Raw genomic sequence first — 16,844 nt, 5'->3', positions numbered from 1 at the left:
TTTGGGCAGCGCGCGGTTCCCTGCCAGGCGCTGCGCCGCTATGCCACCATCAAAGCGGAAGCAGCCCCGCCTCGCCGCTTTCATCCGAGAAGGCGAGCCAGGTTCCGGCGGCATTCCAGCCGATCGCCGCGATCGGCGGTGTCTCGTTCCGCCGCACCAGGATCTCGGCGCCATCCTGCATGCGCACCATCAGCACGGTGCCGTCCTCATAGCCGCAGGCCAGGATGTCCTGCTTGGGGTGGCAGGCGACCGCCGTGACCTTGGCCTTCATCGGTGCCAGCATCGCCGGCTCCTTGCCCATCGGACCATCCTTGCCGACGAACGGCCAGAGGATGACCATGTCGGCCCCTGACGTCGCCAGGAAGCGGCCGCCGCTGCCCCACGACATCGACTTCACCCGCGACGGATAGCCGGTCATGCGCATGTGGCGGCTGTCGGCGAGGCGCCAGCCGTGCAGCGCCGGCTCGTGCATCGCGGTGACCAGGAACTTGTTGTCGGGGCTGAAGGTGACGGCGTGATGCGAGCCGGCCCAGCCGAGGAATTCGGGCTCGCCCGCCATGTTCGGAAACCACAGCGTGGCGCCGTTGTAGTGCGCGATCGCCAACCGCAGGCCCTTCGGCGCGAACGCTAATCCGCCGGCGGTCGACGGCACCTCGAGCGACTTCTCCTCGCCCTTGGGCTGACGCACAAAGGCGGTCTTGCCGACCGACCAGGCGATCGCGCCGTCGGGATGGAGAGCGACGTTGTCGATCCAGCGCCGCTTCGGATCGGTCACGAGCACCGACACCGCGCCCGCCTTGTCGAGCGCGGTGACCTTGCCGTCATCGCCTCCGAACACGAGCCGCGCCCCGTCCGACACTGCCGCCAGGATGCCGCCGCCGGTGACGTCGACTTTGCTGATCTCGCCCTCGCCGTCGACGACCGCGACGCTCTCCTCGGTGCCGACGAAGGCCGCGCGGTCGCCGAGATAGTGCACGGCCGTGACGGCCATGCCGAGCGAGACCGGCTTCACCTTGTCGGTGACGGAGACGATGGACGCGGCCTCGCCGCCCTGATCAAACGACGTCATCAGGTCACGATGCAGCGTTCGAAGCCTTCACGGATAGCGTCTTCCGGCAGCTCGCGGCCGATGAAGACGACGCGGCTCTGGCGCGCCTCGTCGGGCTTCCACTTCCGCTGGTGATCGCCTTCCAACATCATGTGCACGCCCTGGAAGACGTAGCGGTCGTCATCGTCCTGGAACGAAAGGATGCCCTTGGAGCGCAGGATCTTGCCGCCCTCGGTCTGCACCAGGTTCTGCAGCCACGGCATGAACCGCGATGGATCGAGCGGCTTGTCGGAGCGCAGCGACAGCGACTGCATGTCCTCGTCGTGATAGTGCTTCAGGCCGTGGGCGTGATCATGGTGGTGATCATGGCCATGGTCGTGATCATGATGATGATCGTGGTCATCGCCGGCGTTCAGGAATTCCGGCTCGATCTCGAGGATGCGATCGAGATCGAACGCGCCGCGCTCCAGCACGTCTGATATCGCGATCTGGCAGCGCTCGGTGCGATGCAGCCTCGCATAGGGGTTGATGGCGCGGATGCGCGCCTCGACCTCGGCGAGCTCCGGGGGGCTGACGAGATCGGTCTTGTTGAGCACGATGACGTCGGCGAAGGCGATCTGGTTCTTGGCCTCGGGCGCATCCTTGAGCCGGTCCGACAGCCATTTGGCGTCGGCCACCGTGACGACGGCGTCGAGCCGCGCATTCTTCTGCACGTCCTCGTCGACGAAGAAGGTCTGCGCCACCGGCGCCGGATCGGCGAGCCCGGTGGTCTCGACGATGATGGCGTCGAACTTGCCCTTGCGCCGCATCAGGCCAGAGATGATGCGCACGAGGTCGCCGCGCACGGTGCAGCAGATGCAGCCGTTGTTCATCTCGAACACTTCTTCATCGGCGCCGACGATGAGGTCGTTGTCGATGCCGATCTCGCCGAATTCATTGACGATGACGGCGTACTTCTTGCCGTGGTCTTCGGAGAGGATGCGGTTCAGAAGCGTGGTCTTGCCGGCCCCGAGATAGCCGGTCAGGACCGTCACTGGAATCTTGCTCGCGTCGGACATGCTCACTCCGAAAAAACTCGATCGCATCGAACTCGATCGCGTCGAAAACGGCTCATGGCGCGCCGACCGCCTGGGCTTTAGAAGCCCTGGCGGACAAGCGCGCTCGTCAGGGCCCTTATATTGTGCCTGACCATGGCAATGTAAGTGGGAACAGGACCCTTTTCCTCGCTCAAAGCGTCCGAATACAGCGTGCCGCCGATCTTCGCGCCGGTCTCGGCCGCGATCCGGCCGACCAGCCGGTCGTCGTTGAAATTTTCCAGGAAAACCGCCGGAATCTTGGCTTTCCTGACCTGGCCGATGATCTCGGCGACGTCGCGGGCCGACGGCTCGGTCTCGGTGGAGACGCCCAGCGGGGCGATGAAGGCGATGCCGTAGGCATCGGCGAAATAGCCGAAGGCATCATGGGTCGAGATCACCTTGCGCCGCTCCGGTGGTATCTTCTCGATCTCGGCGCGGACCTCGCGGTCGAGTGCGGTGAGCTCGGCGAGATAGCGCTCGGCATTGGCCTTGAAGATGTCGGCATCGGCGGGATCGGCGGCGATCAGCGCATCGCGGATATTGCGCACATAGACCATGGCATTGCCGACCGACTGCCAGGCGTGCGGATCGGCATCCGACCCGCGCTTGCGCGCGGTGATGCCCTGCGTGGCCACGACGATCGGCGCCTTGCTGCCGGAGGCCTGCTGCAGGCGCGGCAGCCAGCCCTCGAGGCCGAGGCCGTTGACGATCAGGAGCCGCGCCGCGCCGACATCCTTCGCATCATGCGGCGTCGGCGTATAGACGTGCACGTCGCTGTCCGGCCCGACCAGCGAGGCGACACTGACCTTGTCGCCGCCGACCTGGCGGGCGAAATCGGCCAGGATCGAGAAGCTGGTCACGACGTTCAGCCGCGTCTCGGCTGAAGCGGGGACAACCATAAGAAAGCTGAAGAGCAGGCTCAGGACGGACGACAGGCGTTGCATGGACATGGACTTCAAGCTTCGAGATGGCGCCCGGGAAACAGCTGTGGAAGCACGCCGCCCACGCGTCCGAACAAGACCGAGCCGAGATAGAGCAGCGAAGCGACCAGGATGATCGCAGGCCCCGAGGGAATGCGGGTCTGGAACGACAGCACCAATCCGGCATAGCCGGAGACGATGGCGGATGCGACCGCGATGCAGATCATCGGCGTGACGTCGCGCGACCAGAACCGCGCGATTCCGGCCGGCAGGATCATCAGCCCGACCGCGAGCAAGGTGCCGAGCGCCTGAAAACCGTTGACGAGATTGACCACGATCAGGCCGAGGAAGATCAGATGCGCCGGCGCGCCGGCTCGGCTCACGGTGCGCAGGAATAGCGGATCGACGCTCTCGACCACCAGCGGGCGGTAGATCACGGCGAGCACGACGAGCGTGATGGTGGCGTTGGTCGCGACCATCAAGAGCGTCGGATCATCCATGGCCAGGATGTTGCCGAACAGCACGTGCAGCAGGTCGACATTGGTGCCCTTGACGGAGACGATGGTGACGCCGATCGCGAGCGAGGCAAGATAGAAGGTCGCCAGCGAGGCGTCCTCCTTGAGCCCGGTCGAGCGCGACACAAGGCCCGACAACAGCGCCACCGCAAAGCCCGCGATCAGGCCACCGGTCGTCATCGCAAACAGATTGAGCCCCGACAGCAGGAAGCCGATCGCTGCACCGGGCAGGATCGCATGCGCCATCGCGTCGCCGACCAGGCTCATCCGCCGCAGCATCAGGAAAACGCCGATCGGGCCCGAGCCGAGCGACAGTGCGATCACTGCGGCGAGCGCGCGGCGCATGAACTCGAAATCCGAGAACGGAGCGATCAGAACCTCACGCAGCATCACGCCGCCTTCGAGGCTTGCGCGGGCACGCAGGGCGCCGCCGCGTCGTCGAAGGCCTCGCACATGCGACGCGCGGCCAGGAGATTGTCCGCCGTCAGCACCTCCGCGGTCGGCCCCCAGGCCACCGCCTCGCGCGCCAGCAGCAGGGTCTGCGGGAAATGCGCGCGCACCATATCCATGTCGTGCAGCGCCGCCAGCACGGTGCGCTGCTCGCCGTGCCAGTGCTCGATCAGTTGCAGCAGGTCGGCCGAGGTCTTGGAATCCATCGCATTGAACGGCTCGTCGAGCACGATCACGCGGGCATCCTGCAGCAGCACGCGGGCGAACAGCATGCGCTGCATCTGGCCGCCCGACAGCGTGCCGATGCCGCGGCCCTCGAAGCCGGTGAGGCCGACGGCGGCGATCGCCCGCGCGATCTTGTCGCGCGCCGCAACGCCGATGCCGCCGAAGATGCCGACGCTGCGCCACAACCCGGTGCTGACGAAGTCGAACACCGAGATCGGGAAGCTGCGGTCGATGTCGGCGATCTGCGGCAGATAGGCGATCTCGCGCGGCTTCAGATCGGCGGCCGCAATGGTGCCGGCGAGCGGCTTCAGAAGGCCGACGATGCCGCGGAACAGGGTCGATTTGCCGGCGCCGTTAGGGCCGACGACCGCGAGCAGCGCGCCCGGTGCGACCTCGCCGGAGAGATGATGCACCGCCGGATGACGGTCATAGCCGAGCGTGACGTCGCGGAATTGCAGCTGAACCATCGCCGTCATCACCGCATGGCTAGCCAGACGATCAGCCACAGGCCGGCGCTCGCCGCCAGCGCGGCGCCGAGCCGGGTGGTCACCGGCATGCGCAGGATCGACCATGGCGCAGGCTGGGCCGGATGCGGCGCGGCGGGTCCGTGGCTGTGGGCATGGCCGTGGCTATGCCCGTGCGCATGGGAATGGGTGTGACTATGGGCGACGGACTGGGTCATTTCGTCATGATGTTACATTATAACATCACCTCTGTCCACCGGAGGCGTGACCTGCCAAGCCGTCCCCTTGCCCGCCGAACGCAGGCCTCGCCCTTCGAGACGCCCGCCTGCGGCGGGCTCCTCAGGGTGAGGAGCGAAAGTCGTACCCTGAACACGAACCGTGCAGATCGAAGCCGGCACTCTCGGCCCCTCTCCGGGAAAACGCTGCTCACGGTCAATGTGCAGCGCCGACTTCAGAACTCACCCTCATGGTGAGGAGCGCCGAAAGGCGCGTCTCGAACCATGAGGCCCGGAATGTCTCCGTGCCATATGCGCGAGCGGGAGCCGTGGAGCCTCAGCTCAAGACCCGCACCAGCGCGAGGCCGGCGAATAGGCCGGCGATCGAGATCCCCACCGATCCCAGCACATACAGCGCAGCAAGCCCCAGCGCGCCCCGCTCATAGAGCAGCGCGGTGTCGAGCGAGAAGGCCGAGAAGGTCGTATAGCCGCCGAGGATGCCGGTCATCAGGAACAGCCGCCAGTGCTGGGTCGCGCCGCCTTTGAAGGCGAGATAGCCGGCGATCAGGCCCATCACCGTCGAGCCGGTGATGTTGATGATGAAGGTGCCGTACGGGAAGTCCGTTCCGAGCGCCCTGGCGCTCGCCATGTTGATCGCGTGCCGCAGCGAGGCGCCGCAGCCGCCGCCGAAAAAGACGAGAAAATATCCGACCAGCTGATTCACGGGATCTTACCTGCAGACCGCATCGAGAGAAGGAACGCCCTGCACTCGTCGCAAATGGAGCAAAACTCTTGCCGCAAGGGGACCGCTCTTGCAAGGATCGCCCTCATCAAAAGTCCTTACCACGAAAAAGGGCGGCGAGCCGAAGCTCACCGCCCTCGCATCTCGCTCGGCAGCGATCAGATCGCCTTGCCGTAGAGCTCGTCCACGTAGTCCCAGTTGATGAGGCTGTCGACGAACGCCTTCAGATAGTCGGGACGGCGGTTGCGATAGTCGATGTAGTAGGAGTGCTCCCAGACGTCGCAGCCGAGGATCGGGGTCGCACCGTGCACCAGCGGGTTCTCGCCGTTCGGGGTCTTGGAGATTTCAAGCTTGCCGTTCTTGACCGAGAGCCAGCACCAGCCCGAGCCGAACTGGCCGACACCGGCCGCAGCGAAGTCGGCCTTGAACTTCTCGAAGCCACCGAGGTCCTCGTCGATCTTCTTCTCGAGGCGGCCGGGCAGCTTCGAGCCGCCGCCGTTCGGCTTCATCCACGACCAGAAATGGATATGGTTGAAGTGCTGGCCGGCGTTGTTGAACACCGCGGGGTTCTTGCCGAACGAGCCCTTGACGATCTCCTCGAGGGACTTGCCTTCGAATTCAGTCCCCTTGATCGCGTTGTTGCCGTTGGTCACATAGGCCTGATGATGCTTGTCGTGATGGTACTCGAGCGTCTCCTTGGACATGTAGGGTCCGAGGGCTTCATAGGCGTAAGGCAGGGGGGGAAGGGTAAAGGTCATGGGGGCGGTTCCGCAACTTGTGGGAAGACGGGATTTAACGGGACCTCCTTATAGAAGGTTCCGAACTCCTAAACACTGTGATTTTGGAAAAAGCGAGCCGTTTTGATGAGCATCGAGATCGACGTACTGAACGGGGACGCCTCCTGGACGCTGGTCAAGCCGCTCTATGATGCGGTCTGGCCGCCCGAGGTGGTGGCCGGATTACCCTGGGCCGGTATCACCTTTGCGCATGCCGACCTGCGGGTGCTGGTGCAGGACGAGACCGGCGATGTGCTCTGCCATGTCGGGATCTATCGCCGCATCGTGACGTGGAACGGGCAGAAGATCAATGTCGGCGGCATCGGCGGCGTATTGACGCGCGCAGAGAGCCGCAATCGGGGTCTCGCCACCGTCGCGCTGAACGCCGCGATCCAGACGCTGAAACACGAGGACTCCGTCAATTTCGCGATGCTGTTCTGCGCGCGCGATCGCATTCCCTTCTACACGGCGCGCGGCTTCGAAGCGTTCGACGGCGATGTCTATGCCGAGCAGCCGGACAAAGGGCGGATCCGCTTCGATGAACTTGCTGCGCTCGTACACGACGTCAAGCGTACCGCACCGACGCGCGGGACCATCGACCTGTGTGGCCTGCCCTGGTGACCGGATGTTGGCGCGTCCGGCGAGACAATCGAACAAGAGATTGAGACAGGACGTCGGCGATGCACCTGATCGTGATGAGGACGTTTTGGACAAACCCACCTCCCCTGATTGCATCGGCGCCATTTGCTGTTATGGAAGCGCGGTTTCAACGGGGGGTAAGATGATTTGGAAATTGCGCCTGGCTGGTCTTGCACTCGCAGCTTTCGTGATCACGCAGCCGGCTCTGGCCGCCGATGATCCAACCGGCACTTGGCTGACGCAGGCGGCCGACGCCAGGATCAAGGTAACGAAATGCGGCGCCAATCTGTGCGGCACGGTCGTATGGCTGAAGCAGCCGATGGATACCGACACCGGAAAGCCCGCCGTCGACAACAAGAATCCCAATCGCGCCCTTGCCAACCGCCCGATCATTGGCCTGCAGCTATTTGAAGGCATCCGCGCCGATGGGCCCAATAAATGGTCCGGCAAGATCTACAACGCCGACGATGGCCAGAGCTATGTCAGCCATATCTCGGTGTCCGGCCCGGACACGCTGAAGGTCGACGGCTGTGTCGGATCGCTGTGCGGCGGCGAGACCTGGACCCGCTCGCAGTGAGCGCTCTCAGGCGACCGCGGACTTGAGCGCGGTCGCAGCCGACGCGTATCCGCCCCGTGCACCATCGATGAAGTGAACGTGGTCGGGGCGGATCGCAGACGGCGTAAAGCAGGTCATCATCGCCGCATCCTGCCGATGTAGCCCATAGCGAACGATGCCGCGTGAGGCCGCCGCGCTCAGGCGCCGCTCCAGCTCCCGCGCGAGCTCCTCGGTACAGTCGAGGATCATGCGCAACGCATCGTCATATTTTCGAAAGTCGGAATTCTCGACCAGCTGCTGCTTGTAGAGCTCCGGCACGAAGCCGCCGATGCTGATGCCGAAACGCAGTATGGCGTAGACGAACAGCGTGCGTCCGAGCACGCGGGCCCAGCGCGCAACCCGCGGGCCGCCACGCGCTGCGCGAACCTCATAGCTGAAGCCCTGCGGCGGCCACCGCAACGCGGGGCCGCCGGCCGGCACCGGCCGTCCGGCATCGGGGCTGCGCTCCGTCAGCGTAATGATCTCCTCGATCACTTTTCGATAGGCCGAAGCATCCGCCTCCGAGGCAGGCAGCACCAGCACCGACAGGATGAGACCGCGCGCCGACGGCATCTCCTCGAAGCGGCAGGACAATCCCGACAGATCCGGCTGTGCGCCGGACGGAGCCGGGGCCACCGCGAACTCGCCACGCTTCATCGCAGATTCAGCCCAGCCCAAGCCGCCGCCGGCGAACATCGCGTAGGAGAGGTTGGCCGACGGACCATAACGCGCCACGCGCACGTCGAGCCCCTGCCCGCGAATGGCATGCAGCGGCACCAGGGCGACCCGCATCGAGAGTCCGAGATCCTCCCTGACCCAGGTCGCGGTGGCCGCCAAAGCCTCGCGCGCCGCCGTCTCGTCGTCCGGTCCGACCGCGAAGCTCGCGCCGTCGCCGCCGAACACGAACGGGAATTCGCGCCCTTCCAGCGCATTCGTGACCGCCGCGATGACTGCCGCCCCCGCCATGTTGACCGCCTTGTAGCGCTTGTCGGCGATCGCCTTCGTGGACTCGACGATATCGGCAGTGCCGATCATCCAATCGTCGGGCACGGGCTTGTACAGCTGTGGCTCCATCAGCCGCGAAAAGCCGCGAAACACGGGGATCGAGGCGTAGTAGTCCGCAGCGCCGGTCTTCGACATGACAGCTGATCCGTTCGGTGTGCTCCTTCAATTGGCGAGCTACGATCATCCGTGTCAAGCGGGTTCAAACCGGGCATTGCGGCGATGATCCACTGCTTGCCGGGTGTTATCGAATTGTCCGCATCGGCATGGTAGGCTCGTTGAATGAATACGGAAGCCCCGCATATCCCACAACTCGCCGCCCATGCGCTGCAGATCGCCGACCGCATCAATACCGCAGGCTTCGGCGGCCAGGTGCTGTCGGCAACGCCGCTCGCCGTTCGCATCGGCGAGACCGGGATCGCCGTGGTGTTTCGCTACGGCGTGGTGGTGTTCATCGGGATGTCGCCGGCCGAGGAGACCGCCTTTCTCGACCTGCTGAGCGCACGGCTGTTCGGCCCGATTGCGCCCCACGAGGAGGAAACCGCCAAGGTCCAGGTCGCGCGCGAGTCCGAGGAGCCGATCCCGGTCGGCGGTCCGATCCTGGTCCGGGAATTGTCGCTGGAGCGTTTGCTGATCGTCGCCGACGCACTCGCCAAGAGCGTCATCCTCGGCCGCAGCGAGCGCGAGATCGCCAATGTCTTCGATACGATCGAGCCGTTTGCGCGCGAACTGGCCTCGCTTGGGCGGACGTCGAAGAGCCGGGTCGCCATGCTCAAACTCCTTGGCGCAGCGCTCCTGGTGCAGCACCGCGTCTCCGGCCGTGTCGCCGTCGGCGAGAAGCCGGACGTGTTGTGGGACCGGCCGGATCTCGAACGGCTCTATGCGAGGCTCGAAGACGAGTATGAGCTGAAGGAGCGCGAGGAAATGCTCAACCGAAAGCTCGCCGTGATCGCTGAGACGGCGACGACGCTCGCCGATATCATCGACACCAAGCGCTCGCTGCGGCTGGAAGTCATCGTCGTGATCCTGATCGCCTGCGAGATCGTGCTCGGCTTCTACGAGATCTTCGCCCGCGGCCGGCATTGATCCAGCTTTACCGCCACCGGAACCAAATATATCCCTGGTTGTATTTTCCACCCAGCTCAATATCATCCGTCGGGCCCGCCGGCCATAGGGGGAAGGAGGTCGTATGAGGAAGGCTGGACGTTCATGCGATCGCTCTTGGGCGCCTTTGGCAGCCGCGATCGCAGCCGCAGCCCTGTTTGCGACCACCCCTGGCCCGCCGGCACGCGCCGCGTCAGATCCGGTCACCGCCTGTACCGCGCTCGACATCTGCTACTGCGTCCATCCGGAATTCCAGACCACGATCGCGGCCAACGTGGCGCGGGTGCGCAAGCTCATTGCCGACCAGCGCGCGCAAGGACAGGCGATCGGCTATCTCAGTATCCCGCTGTCGCCGGCCGGCGGCGGCTCGTTCGCGGTCAACACCGACATCGCGGCAAAGATCACGGAGCGCGTGACCGAGCGCTTCGGCCCACGCGCGGTGTTCGTGCTGAATCCGGGGGCCGAGGGTGGCGACGGAATGCAGGGTGCCAGCGGCGCCGACTACATGTACATGTGGACCCAGATCCTGGAAGGCGAGAAGGGCCTCGGCGACGCCTTCGACTTCATCTACTTTTCCGGACCGAACGACTTCGGTCGGTATTTCGAGCTCTCCGGAAAAGGTGACCTCGAGAAGCTCGAGTCCTGGTTCGACGAGAAGATCGTCCCGGACCCGAAGTTCAAGGATGCGATCGCCAATGGCAGCCTGACCCGGGCCGGCTTTCGCAACTACTACGGCCTGCGGGCCTCCGTCGCATTCAGCTATGGTTCACACGACGAATGGAACATTGCGCGCATGATCAACGATCGGCGCCGGGGGGCGACGGACTATGGCATCGCCAATCAGCTTGCGGTGTTCTTCGACGGCCAACCGATGTCCCCGGGGACCTATGAGACACCGACGGCGGCAGGCGATGTTGGCCGTTGCATCAAGTAGCGACGATCACGGCAACCTGTCAGGCGTCTCACTGCAGCGCGCTGACGTTCCAGGTCGCATGACGGACGCCGGTCCGCTTCGCCAACTCCGCGGTCACACGTTCGAGATCTGCCGCATCCACCACAAGCGGCACGAGGGTCGCGATGATTTCGACGATGTCTTCGGACCGATAGACAACCTCGGTTTCCCGCACCGGATATTTGGCGGCCTCCAGCCGCTCGTCGAGCGCCTCGCGCAGTTCGGCCGCATGCAGCGCGTCCGTGGTCACGACGATTTCATAATGGGCCTCGGAGGCCGCGGCATTGAGCGGGATGCGATCGATGGCATTGACCAATGGTCGCAGCAGCGTGTTGCCGGCCAGCACGAACAGGGTGAGGGCCACCGACTGGGCGATCAGGTCGGCGCCGGCGCAGGCCCCGACTGCGGCGGACGCCCACAAGGTCGCGGCGGTGTTGAGCCCGCGGACGTTCATGCCCTCCTTCATGATCGTGCCGGCGCCGAGAAAGCCGATGCCCGACACCACATAGGCGATGATCCGTACCGCGCCGTCCGCGCCGGTCAGGCGATTGCCGATATCGACGAAGGCGGCGGCTCCGACCGCGACCAGAACGTTGGTGCGCAGGCCGGCGCTGCGCTGCCGATACTGCCGTTCGGCGCCGATCAGCGTGCCGAGCACGAAGGCCGCGAACAGGCTGACGAGCGTGTCGAGAAAATCAAAGAGCTGGAAGGTGTGGAGGAATCGCATGGGCGACTGGCTGTGTCCGGTATCGCGCTCCGAGGCCTGCCTGGCGGCAGACACGCGCTTCGCTTCCGGCGGCCGGATCGCCGCGAGAAGGTCGCTTTCTTAGGACGTCTTTGATCCGAATCAAACCCCATCCCCCCGAGCATATTTTAGGTTGATATGATCAACAGGCAGATGACGCCATTGTCCGATACGCGAAGGGATCATAGTCCCGCAGTCCGGCTGGGACATGACGCCGTGAGTGCGGTGAAGCTGTCACAGGAGCTCACCGCAGAGATCGACGCGTGGGCCGAGGCGCAGGAAACCACGCGCTCCGATGCCATCGGCCGGCTGCTCGCGCTCGGCCTGCACGCGTCCCGGCCGGCGGTAACTCCACAGCCCAAGCCGACGGAGCGGATCGTGATCGAGCAGAATGCGATCCGGCTGATCGACCAGATGCTGGACCCGAACCTGCCTGCGGACGAGCGCGAACGGCGGATCCGCCGCCTGATCGACGGTCCGCCCGAATTCGCGGACGAGCGGATCGACCTGCCGAAACATCCTGAATAATTTACGCGGCCGACCGCGCCGCCACCGCCTCATAGATGTCGTCCTCCTGCGCGGTGTGCATGCGCACCAGCGTCTCGATCGCCTCGATCACCCGCTGGGCGTCGCGGATCATGTAGCGATCCACGTGCTCCGACGGGAGTTCCTCCGCGAGCCGGCCGAGCAGCCGCGCCAGATGCAGGATCTCCCGATGCGCCCGGCTCATGGCCGAGAGGCCGTGGCTGTCCTGCAGCAGCCGCGCGAGCCGCGGATAGACCGAGCCCTCGTCGTCGCGCTCGTGCGCGACGACCTGATCCTGGACCACCGCGTTGGCTTGCCCGATCAGGCTGATGGCCTGTTCAGGCGAGGCCTCGTCGAGGGCATCGACGATGGAACGCAGGCGATCGAGGCCGCGCAGCAGCGCCTGATGATCATGCCGGAGCCCGCGACCGTCTTCGGCCGTGATGCGGCCAGCCTTGCCGCGGCCGGCCGGCAGCAGCGCGCGCAGCGCATTGAGGATGACGGCGACGTCGATGGCCTCCTGCACCAGCGCCGCCGGCACCGGCTGCAGCAGGCCGAACGCGGCCGCGCCCATGGCGAGAAACGACAGCGCCATGCCGGCGATGATGCTCTCCAAAGCGATGCGGCGGGCGCGCTGCGCGATCACGATCGCCTCGCCGACGCGGTCGAGCCGATCCGCGAGGATCACGACGTCGGCCGCTTCCGACGAGGCACTGGCGCCGCGGGCACCGAGCGCAATGCCGACATCGGCGGACGCCAGCGCCGGCGCGTCGTTGATGCCGTCGCCCACCATGATCGTCGGATGCAGCCGCTGCTCGCTCCTGACCGCGTCGACCTTGTCGGACGGCACGCGGTCGGCCAGCACCGCATCGAGATCGAGGGCGGCACCGATCGCCTGGGCGGCTGCGGCGCGGTCGCCGGTCACCATCACCATGCGCGCGATGCCGGCCTCGCGCAGCCAGCGGATGGCACGCGGGGTGTCCGCGCGCAACTCGTCTGCCAACAACAATGCGCCGATGGGCTGCCCCTCGACGGCGACGAACACGATGAGCGCCGAGCGCCAGGAGGCGCGGCGGATCGCCCGGGCCGCCCACGGCGCCGGCGTACGGTTACCCAGCACGAGGTCGCGCGAGCCGGCGACGATGCGGCGGCCATCGATGACGCCTTCGAGGCCGGAGCCCATGGTCTCTCTCACCGCTTCGGGCACTTTCAGCTTCAGCCCGCGGCCAAGGCCGGCCTGGACGATCGCATGCGCCACCACGTGATGCGAGGCCTGTTCCAGCGATGCGCCGAGCAGCAGCACCGTGTCCGCGTCCTCCCCTGCTGCGACCTCGACCGACAGCAGGCGCGCCCCACCCACGGTGAGCGTACCGGTCTTGTCGAACAGCACGGTGTGAGCGCGGGCGAGCGCTTCCAGCTTGCCGCCGCCTTTGACCAGGATGCCGTTGCGCGCCGCCTGTGCCACGCCGGCGATGAACGCGACAGGGGCGGCCAGGATCAACGGACACGGCGTCGCCGCGACCATCACCGCCAGGCTCCGGATGACGTCGCCCGAAGCGAGATAGGCCGCAGCCGCAATGGCGAGGCTCACCGGCAGGAAGATCAGCGCATAGCGGTCGGCGAGCCGCACGAACGGCGCCTTCGCCGTCTGGGCCGCCGTCACCAGCTTGACGATCCCCGCATAGGTGCTCTCGCCGGCGGTGGCCGTGACCGAGAGTTCGAAAGTCTCGCCGGCATTCAATGATCCGGACAGGATCGCCATGCCACGTGTTTTCGAGACCGGGATCGGCTCGCCCGTGAGCGCCGACTCGTCGACGACGGCGATGGCCGATTCGACCACACCATCGACCGGGACGATCTCGCCGGCGCGGACCATGAGGCGGTCGCCGACGGCCACGCCGGCGATGGGAACGTCTTCGATCTCGTCGCCGCGGCGGCGGTGCGCCTCGCGTGGCGCGCGATCGACCAGCGCGCGCAGATCATGCTCGGCGCGCGCGACGGCGATGTCCTCGAGCACGTTGCCGCCGGAATACATCAGCGCGACGACGGCGCCGGCCAGCGGCTCGCCAAGGATGATCGCCGCGCTCATCGACACCAGCGCGATCGCATCGACGCCGATGCGCCCGGCCAGGACATCCCTGACGATCGAGGCGACCAGCCCGACGATGACCGGCACCGTCGAGGCCGTAAAGGCGACGCCGGCGAGGTCGGCGCGACCTGCCGCATGCGCGAGACCGCCGGCGGCGAGGCCGGCGACCGCGATTGCAACGAGGGTCCACCGCAGAATGCGTTCGAACATGGCAGGAAGGTTCCGGATTACGCCCGCAGTATCGCCGCAGCGGCCCCGCCGGCGCTTGAGCGAAATCAACCGCAAGCAGGGTCGCGGGGACTGCGATCCGGACGCAATGGCTTCACGCCGTGTTGCCGGCGTCCACCGTCAGCACCGTGCCGGTGACGTTGCGCCCGCCGTCACCGAGCAGGTATTCGACCATGGCCGCCACGTCGTCCGTCTCGGGCAGCCGGCGCAAGGCGCTGCGGCCGGCGATGCGCTTCTGCTGCTCGTCGTCCATGCTCTGTGTCAGCTCGGTCGCGATGAAGCCGGGCGCGATCGCATTCACGGTGATGCCGACCTTGCCGACCTCGCGCGCCAGCGAGCGGCTGAAGCCGTTCGCGGCAGCCTTGGTGGCGCCGTAGACGGACAGTCCATTATAGCCGGTGCTGGCGATGATCGAGGAGATGTTGACGATGCGGCCCTCGCCCGCCGCCATCATGTGGCGGACGACGTATTTGGTCAGGACCATCGGCGCCAGCACGTTGAGCCGCACCAATGCCTCGATCTCGGAATTGTGCATCGTGGCCAACAGGCCCTCGGTCCCGACGCCCGCATTGTTGACGAGCCCGTAGAGTGGACCGAACTCATCGCGCACCGATTTCACGAAGCTCGGGAGTGCATCGATCACGCTGAGGTCGCAGGCGCGGAAATGGATGCCGCCGCTGCTGGCGCCGAACTCGGCGATCGCTGCGCGCAACTCCGCGCTCTCGCGACGGGCGACAGCAATCACGTCGTAGCCTGCGCCCGCGAGCCTGCGCGCGATGGACAGCCCGATGCCGCGGCTGCCGCCGGTGACGAGGACGTTACGCATCGGTGCGCGCCAGCTTGCCGGCCGGGGTGACGTCGAGCGCCGCCACGAACCGGATCATCGCCGGCACCTTGTGGGCGGCCAGCCGCGTGCGGCACTCGGCGAGGATCTGGTTACGCACCATATCCGCCCGCATCGGATCAGCATCCGCCGTCAGCACCACCTCGGCCACGACGATACCGCCCGTGATCGGGCTGCGGCGCGACTTGGCGCGCGACATCCGCACCTCGGGATGACCATTGATGACGGCCTCGATCTCCTCGGGATGGACCTTGAGCCCGCCGACATTGATGATGCCGTTGCGACGTCCAACGAAGTAGTAGCGGCCGCCGCGCAGCTCCACCATGTCGCCGGTGTCGACATAGCCGTCGCCATCGGTGAGCTCGGCCGCGGCGCGCCCGACATAGGCATGGGCGGCGCGCTTGGAGCGGATGCGCAGGGAGCCGTCGACGACCTTCATGTCGACGGCGCCACGGCCTTCGCCGAGCAGGGTCGCCGGGAAACCTTCCAGCCCGTCATTGACGGCGAAACCGACGCCTGCCTCGGTCGAGGCGTAGGCATGACCGATCGAAGCGTCGGGAAACGCCCGCTTCAATCCGTCGAGCACGGCCTGGTCCGCGATCTCGCCGGAGAGCCGGACATAGCGCGGCCTAAAGCCCTCGATCGAGCCGCTCATCAGCAGCTTGCGCCAATGCGACGGCGTTCCGGAGATGTGGGTCACGCCGCGCGCCGCGAGGCGCGCGATGTGGTCGGCCAGCGCCTCGCCCGGATCGGACAGCACCATGGAGCCGCCGCCGACGATCGCCCGGAGGAAAATCTGCAGTCCGCCATAGCGGCGGATATCATAGAAGGTGGCCCACACCGGGATCGCCTCGCCGGGAGCCGGACTGTCGCCGACGATGGCGCCGCACAGGCCGTCCAGCGTATGGCCGACGATCTTCGGCACGCCCGACGTCCCCGAGGTCAGCATCAGCCATTCGGTGGCGCGCACGGTCTGCCCGGTCGCCGTCGAGGGCTGCGGCAGGCCGACCGTGATGACGAGATCCACGCCGCACTCTGCGAAGCGCTGGGGCTCGTCGGTGACGACGGCATCGATCCCGGCATCGGCGATGATGCTGGCGAGATGCTCAGGCTTCAGATCAGGCGGGCACAGCAGCATGCGCCGGGCGACGCCGTCGATCTCGATCAGCGCAAGGCCGGCCAGCAATTGCCCGGAGGTTGCGAGCAGCACCGAACGTCCGTCGAGCTCACCGCTTCGTCCGCCCAGGCAGCTGTCAGTCGCGAGCTGCGCGAGCGACACCACGTGACGCGGATCGGAGATCGACCGCTCGGTCAGAGCGGTCCCGAGATGATCGCGCAGCGCGAAGACCTCACGCGGGGACATTCTCATAGGCCCCGATGAAATCACCTATCGTGTTGGGGAAGGTCACTTCCTCGGACAGCGTGAACGGATCCACGCCGAGATCATCCTCCAGGCGGGCGACCAGGATGGCGAAAGCGAGCGAGTCGAAGCCGGTCTCGTGCAGCGTCAATTCGTCCGTGAGCGGCGGCAGCTTGACCTTCTGCTCCTCCGCGATCTGCTTGATCGCCGCAATGATTCTTAACCGTACCGACATGGCCCAATCCGTCACTGTTCAAACGATGCGACCGACCATAGAGCGGGAAGGTGAAGGAACCCGGACCTGCGCGGGATCTTTCGGGGCCGTTGGTA

The 16,844-nt window shown here is 66.0% G+C and carries 19 protein-coding genes; 5 read left to right on the top strand and 14 right to left on the bottom strand.

What is annotated here, in order from left to right:
- Window positions 1-49: 49 nt before the first annotated feature.
- The 8 genes from LQG66_RS29785 to LQG66_RS29750 all read right to left on the bottom strand — a co-directional run bounded on the left by LQG66_RS29785 (window position 50) and on the right by LQG66_RS29750 (window position 6,413).
- The gene (locus tag LQG66_RS29785; protein ID WP_231319403.1) at window positions 50-1,069 is read right to left on the bottom strand and encodes a WD40 repeat domain-containing protein; all 1,020 of its coding nucleotides are present in this window, start codon (window positions 1,067-1,069) and stop codon (window positions 50-52) included.
- Window positions 1,069-2,106 carry a CobW family GTP-binding protein gene (locus LQG66_RS29780; RefSeq protein ID WP_425601260.1) on the bottom strand — a complete coding sequence of 346 codons (1,038 nt, stop codon included), beginning with the start codon at window positions 2,104-2,106 and terminating at the stop codon, window positions 1,069-1,071. The genes LQG66_RS29785 and LQG66_RS29780 overlap by 1 nt, the downstream gene beginning before the upstream one ends.
- Window positions 2,107-2,183: 77 nt before the next feature.
- Window positions 2,184-3,068, bottom strand: coding sequence for a metal ABC transporter substrate-binding protein (locus LQG66_RS29775; RefSeq protein ID WP_231327998.1), 885 nt, complete (start codon window positions 3,066-3,068; stop codon window positions 2,184-2,186).
- An 11-nt stretch (window positions 3,069-3,079) separates the two neighbouring features.
- Complete coding sequence (locus LQG66_RS29770; protein WP_231319401.1) at window positions 3,080-3,949, bottom strand: metal ABC transporter permease; 870 nt, start codon at window positions 3,947-3,949, stop codon at window positions 3,080-3,082.
- On the bottom strand, window positions 3,949-4,710 hold the full coding sequence (locus LQG66_RS29765) for a metal ABC transporter ATP-binding protein (protein WP_231319400.1): 762 nt from the start codon (window positions 4,708-4,710) through the stop codon (window positions 3,949-3,951). Before LQG66_RS29765 ends, LQG66_RS29770 begins: the two co-directional genes overlap by 1 nt.
- The gene (locus tag LQG66_RS29760; protein WP_231319399.1) at window positions 4,710-4,916 is read right to left on the bottom strand and encodes a hypothetical protein; all 207 of its coding nucleotides are present in this window, start codon (window positions 4,914-4,916) and stop codon (window positions 4,710-4,712) included. The genes LQG66_RS29765 and LQG66_RS29760 overlap by 1 nt, the downstream gene beginning before the upstream one ends.
- A 334-nt stretch (window positions 4,917-5,250) precedes the next feature.
- On the bottom strand, window positions 5,251-5,637 hold the full coding sequence (gene crcB / locus LQG66_RS29755) for a fluoride efflux transporter CrcB (RefSeq protein WP_231319398.1): 387 nt from the start codon (window positions 5,635-5,637) through the stop codon (window positions 5,251-5,253).
- Window positions 5,638-5,813: 176 nt separating this feature from the next.
- The gene (locus tag LQG66_RS29750; protein WP_015669496.1) at window positions 5,814-6,413 is read right to left on the bottom strand and encodes a superoxide dismutase; all 600 of its coding nucleotides are present in this window, start codon (window positions 6,411-6,413) and stop codon (window positions 5,814-5,816) included.
- A 105-nt stretch (window positions 6,414-6,518) separates the two neighbouring features.
- Between LQG66_RS29750 and LQG66_RS29745 the strand changes: the two genes are divergently transcribed.
- Window positions 6,519-7,052 carry a GNAT family N-acetyltransferase gene (locus LQG66_RS29745; RefSeq protein WP_231319397.1) on the top strand — a complete coding sequence of 178 codons (534 nt, stop codon included), beginning with the start codon at window positions 6,519-6,521 and terminating at the stop codon, window positions 7,050-7,052.
- 160 nt (window positions 7,053-7,212) lie between these two features.
- Window positions 7,213-7,647 carry a DUF2147 domain-containing protein gene (locus LQG66_RS29740; protein ID WP_231327997.1) on the top strand — a complete coding sequence of 145 codons (435 nt, stop codon included), beginning with the start codon at window positions 7,213-7,215 and terminating at the stop codon, window positions 7,645-7,647.
- Window positions 7,648-7,653: 6 nt separating this feature from the next.
- On the opposite strand, the gene LQG66_RS29735 is transcribed toward LQG66_RS29740, so the two are convergent.
- On the bottom strand, window positions 7,654-8,805 hold the full coding sequence (locus LQG66_RS29735) for a DUF3095 domain-containing protein (RefSeq protein WP_231319396.1): 1,152 nt from the start codon (window positions 8,803-8,805) through the stop codon (window positions 7,654-7,656).
- A 144-nt stretch (window positions 8,806-8,949) separates the two neighbouring features.
- Between LQG66_RS29735 and LQG66_RS29730 the strand changes: the two genes are divergently transcribed.
- Both LQG66_RS29730 and LQG66_RS29725 read left to right on the top strand, forming a co-directional pair.
- A complete protein-coding gene (locus LQG66_RS29730) occupies window positions 8,950-9,753 on the top strand; it encodes an RMD1 family protein (protein ID WP_231319395.1) in 804 nt (267 codons plus the stop codon).
- A gap of 145 nt (window positions 9,754-9,898) precedes the next feature.
- A complete protein-coding gene (locus LQG66_RS29725) occupies window positions 9,899-10,705 on the top strand; it encodes a hypothetical protein (protein ID WP_231319394.1) in 807 nt (268 codons plus the stop codon).
- Between the two features lie 28 nt (window positions 10,706-10,733).
- On the opposite strand, the gene LQG66_RS29720 is transcribed toward LQG66_RS29725, so the two are convergent.
- The gene (locus LQG66_RS29720) at window positions 10,734-11,450 is read right to left on the bottom strand and encodes an MgtC/SapB family protein (RefSeq protein ID WP_231327996.1); all 717 of its coding nucleotides are present in this window, start codon (window positions 11,448-11,450) and stop codon (window positions 10,734-10,736) included.
- Between the two features lie 156 nt (window positions 11,451-11,606).
- On the opposite strand from LQG66_RS29720, the gene LQG66_RS29715 reads away from it, so the two are divergent.
- Window positions 11,607-11,996, top strand: coding sequence for a hypothetical protein (locus tag LQG66_RS29715; RefSeq protein ID WP_231319393.1), 390 nt, complete (start codon window positions 11,607-11,609; stop codon window positions 11,994-11,996).
- Window position 11,997: 1 nt separating this feature from the next.
- Here LQG66_RS29715 and LQG66_RS29710 read toward each other — a convergent pair whose 3' ends face one another.
- The 4 genes from LQG66_RS29710 to LQG66_RS29695 all read right to left on the bottom strand — a co-directional run bounded on the left by LQG66_RS29710 (window position 11,998) and on the right by LQG66_RS29695 (window position 16,749).
- Complete coding sequence (locus LQG66_RS29710; protein WP_231319392.1) at window positions 11,998-14,292, bottom strand: heavy metal translocating P-type ATPase; 2,295 nt, start codon at window positions 14,290-14,292, stop codon at window positions 11,998-12,000.
- Between the two features lie 112 nt (window positions 14,293-14,404).
- Complete coding sequence (locus LQG66_RS29705; protein WP_231319391.1) at window positions 14,405-15,136, bottom strand: SDR family NAD(P)-dependent oxidoreductase; 732 nt, start codon at window positions 15,134-15,136, stop codon at window positions 14,405-14,407.
- Entirely contained in the window at window positions 15,129-16,517 is a 1,389-nt protein-coding gene (locus tag LQG66_RS29700) for a class I adenylate-forming enzyme family protein (RefSeq protein WP_231319390.1), read from the bottom strand. The genes LQG66_RS29705 and LQG66_RS29700 overlap by 8 nt, the downstream gene beginning before the upstream one ends.
- Entirely contained in the window at window positions 16,504-16,749 is a 246-nt protein-coding gene (locus LQG66_RS29695) for an acyl carrier protein (protein WP_231319389.1), read from the bottom strand. The genes LQG66_RS29700 and LQG66_RS29695 overlap by 14 nt, the downstream gene beginning before the upstream one ends.
- Window positions 16,750-16,844 lie beyond the last annotated feature (95 nt).

Origin of the sequence: Bradyrhizobium ontarionense (assembly GCF_021088345.1) — a bacterium.
GTDB lineage: Bacteria > Pseudomonadota > Alphaproteobacteria > Rhizobiales > Xanthobacteraceae > Bradyrhizobium > Bradyrhizobium ontarionense.
This window is presented reverse-complemented; position numbering and strand designations above follow the sequence as displayed.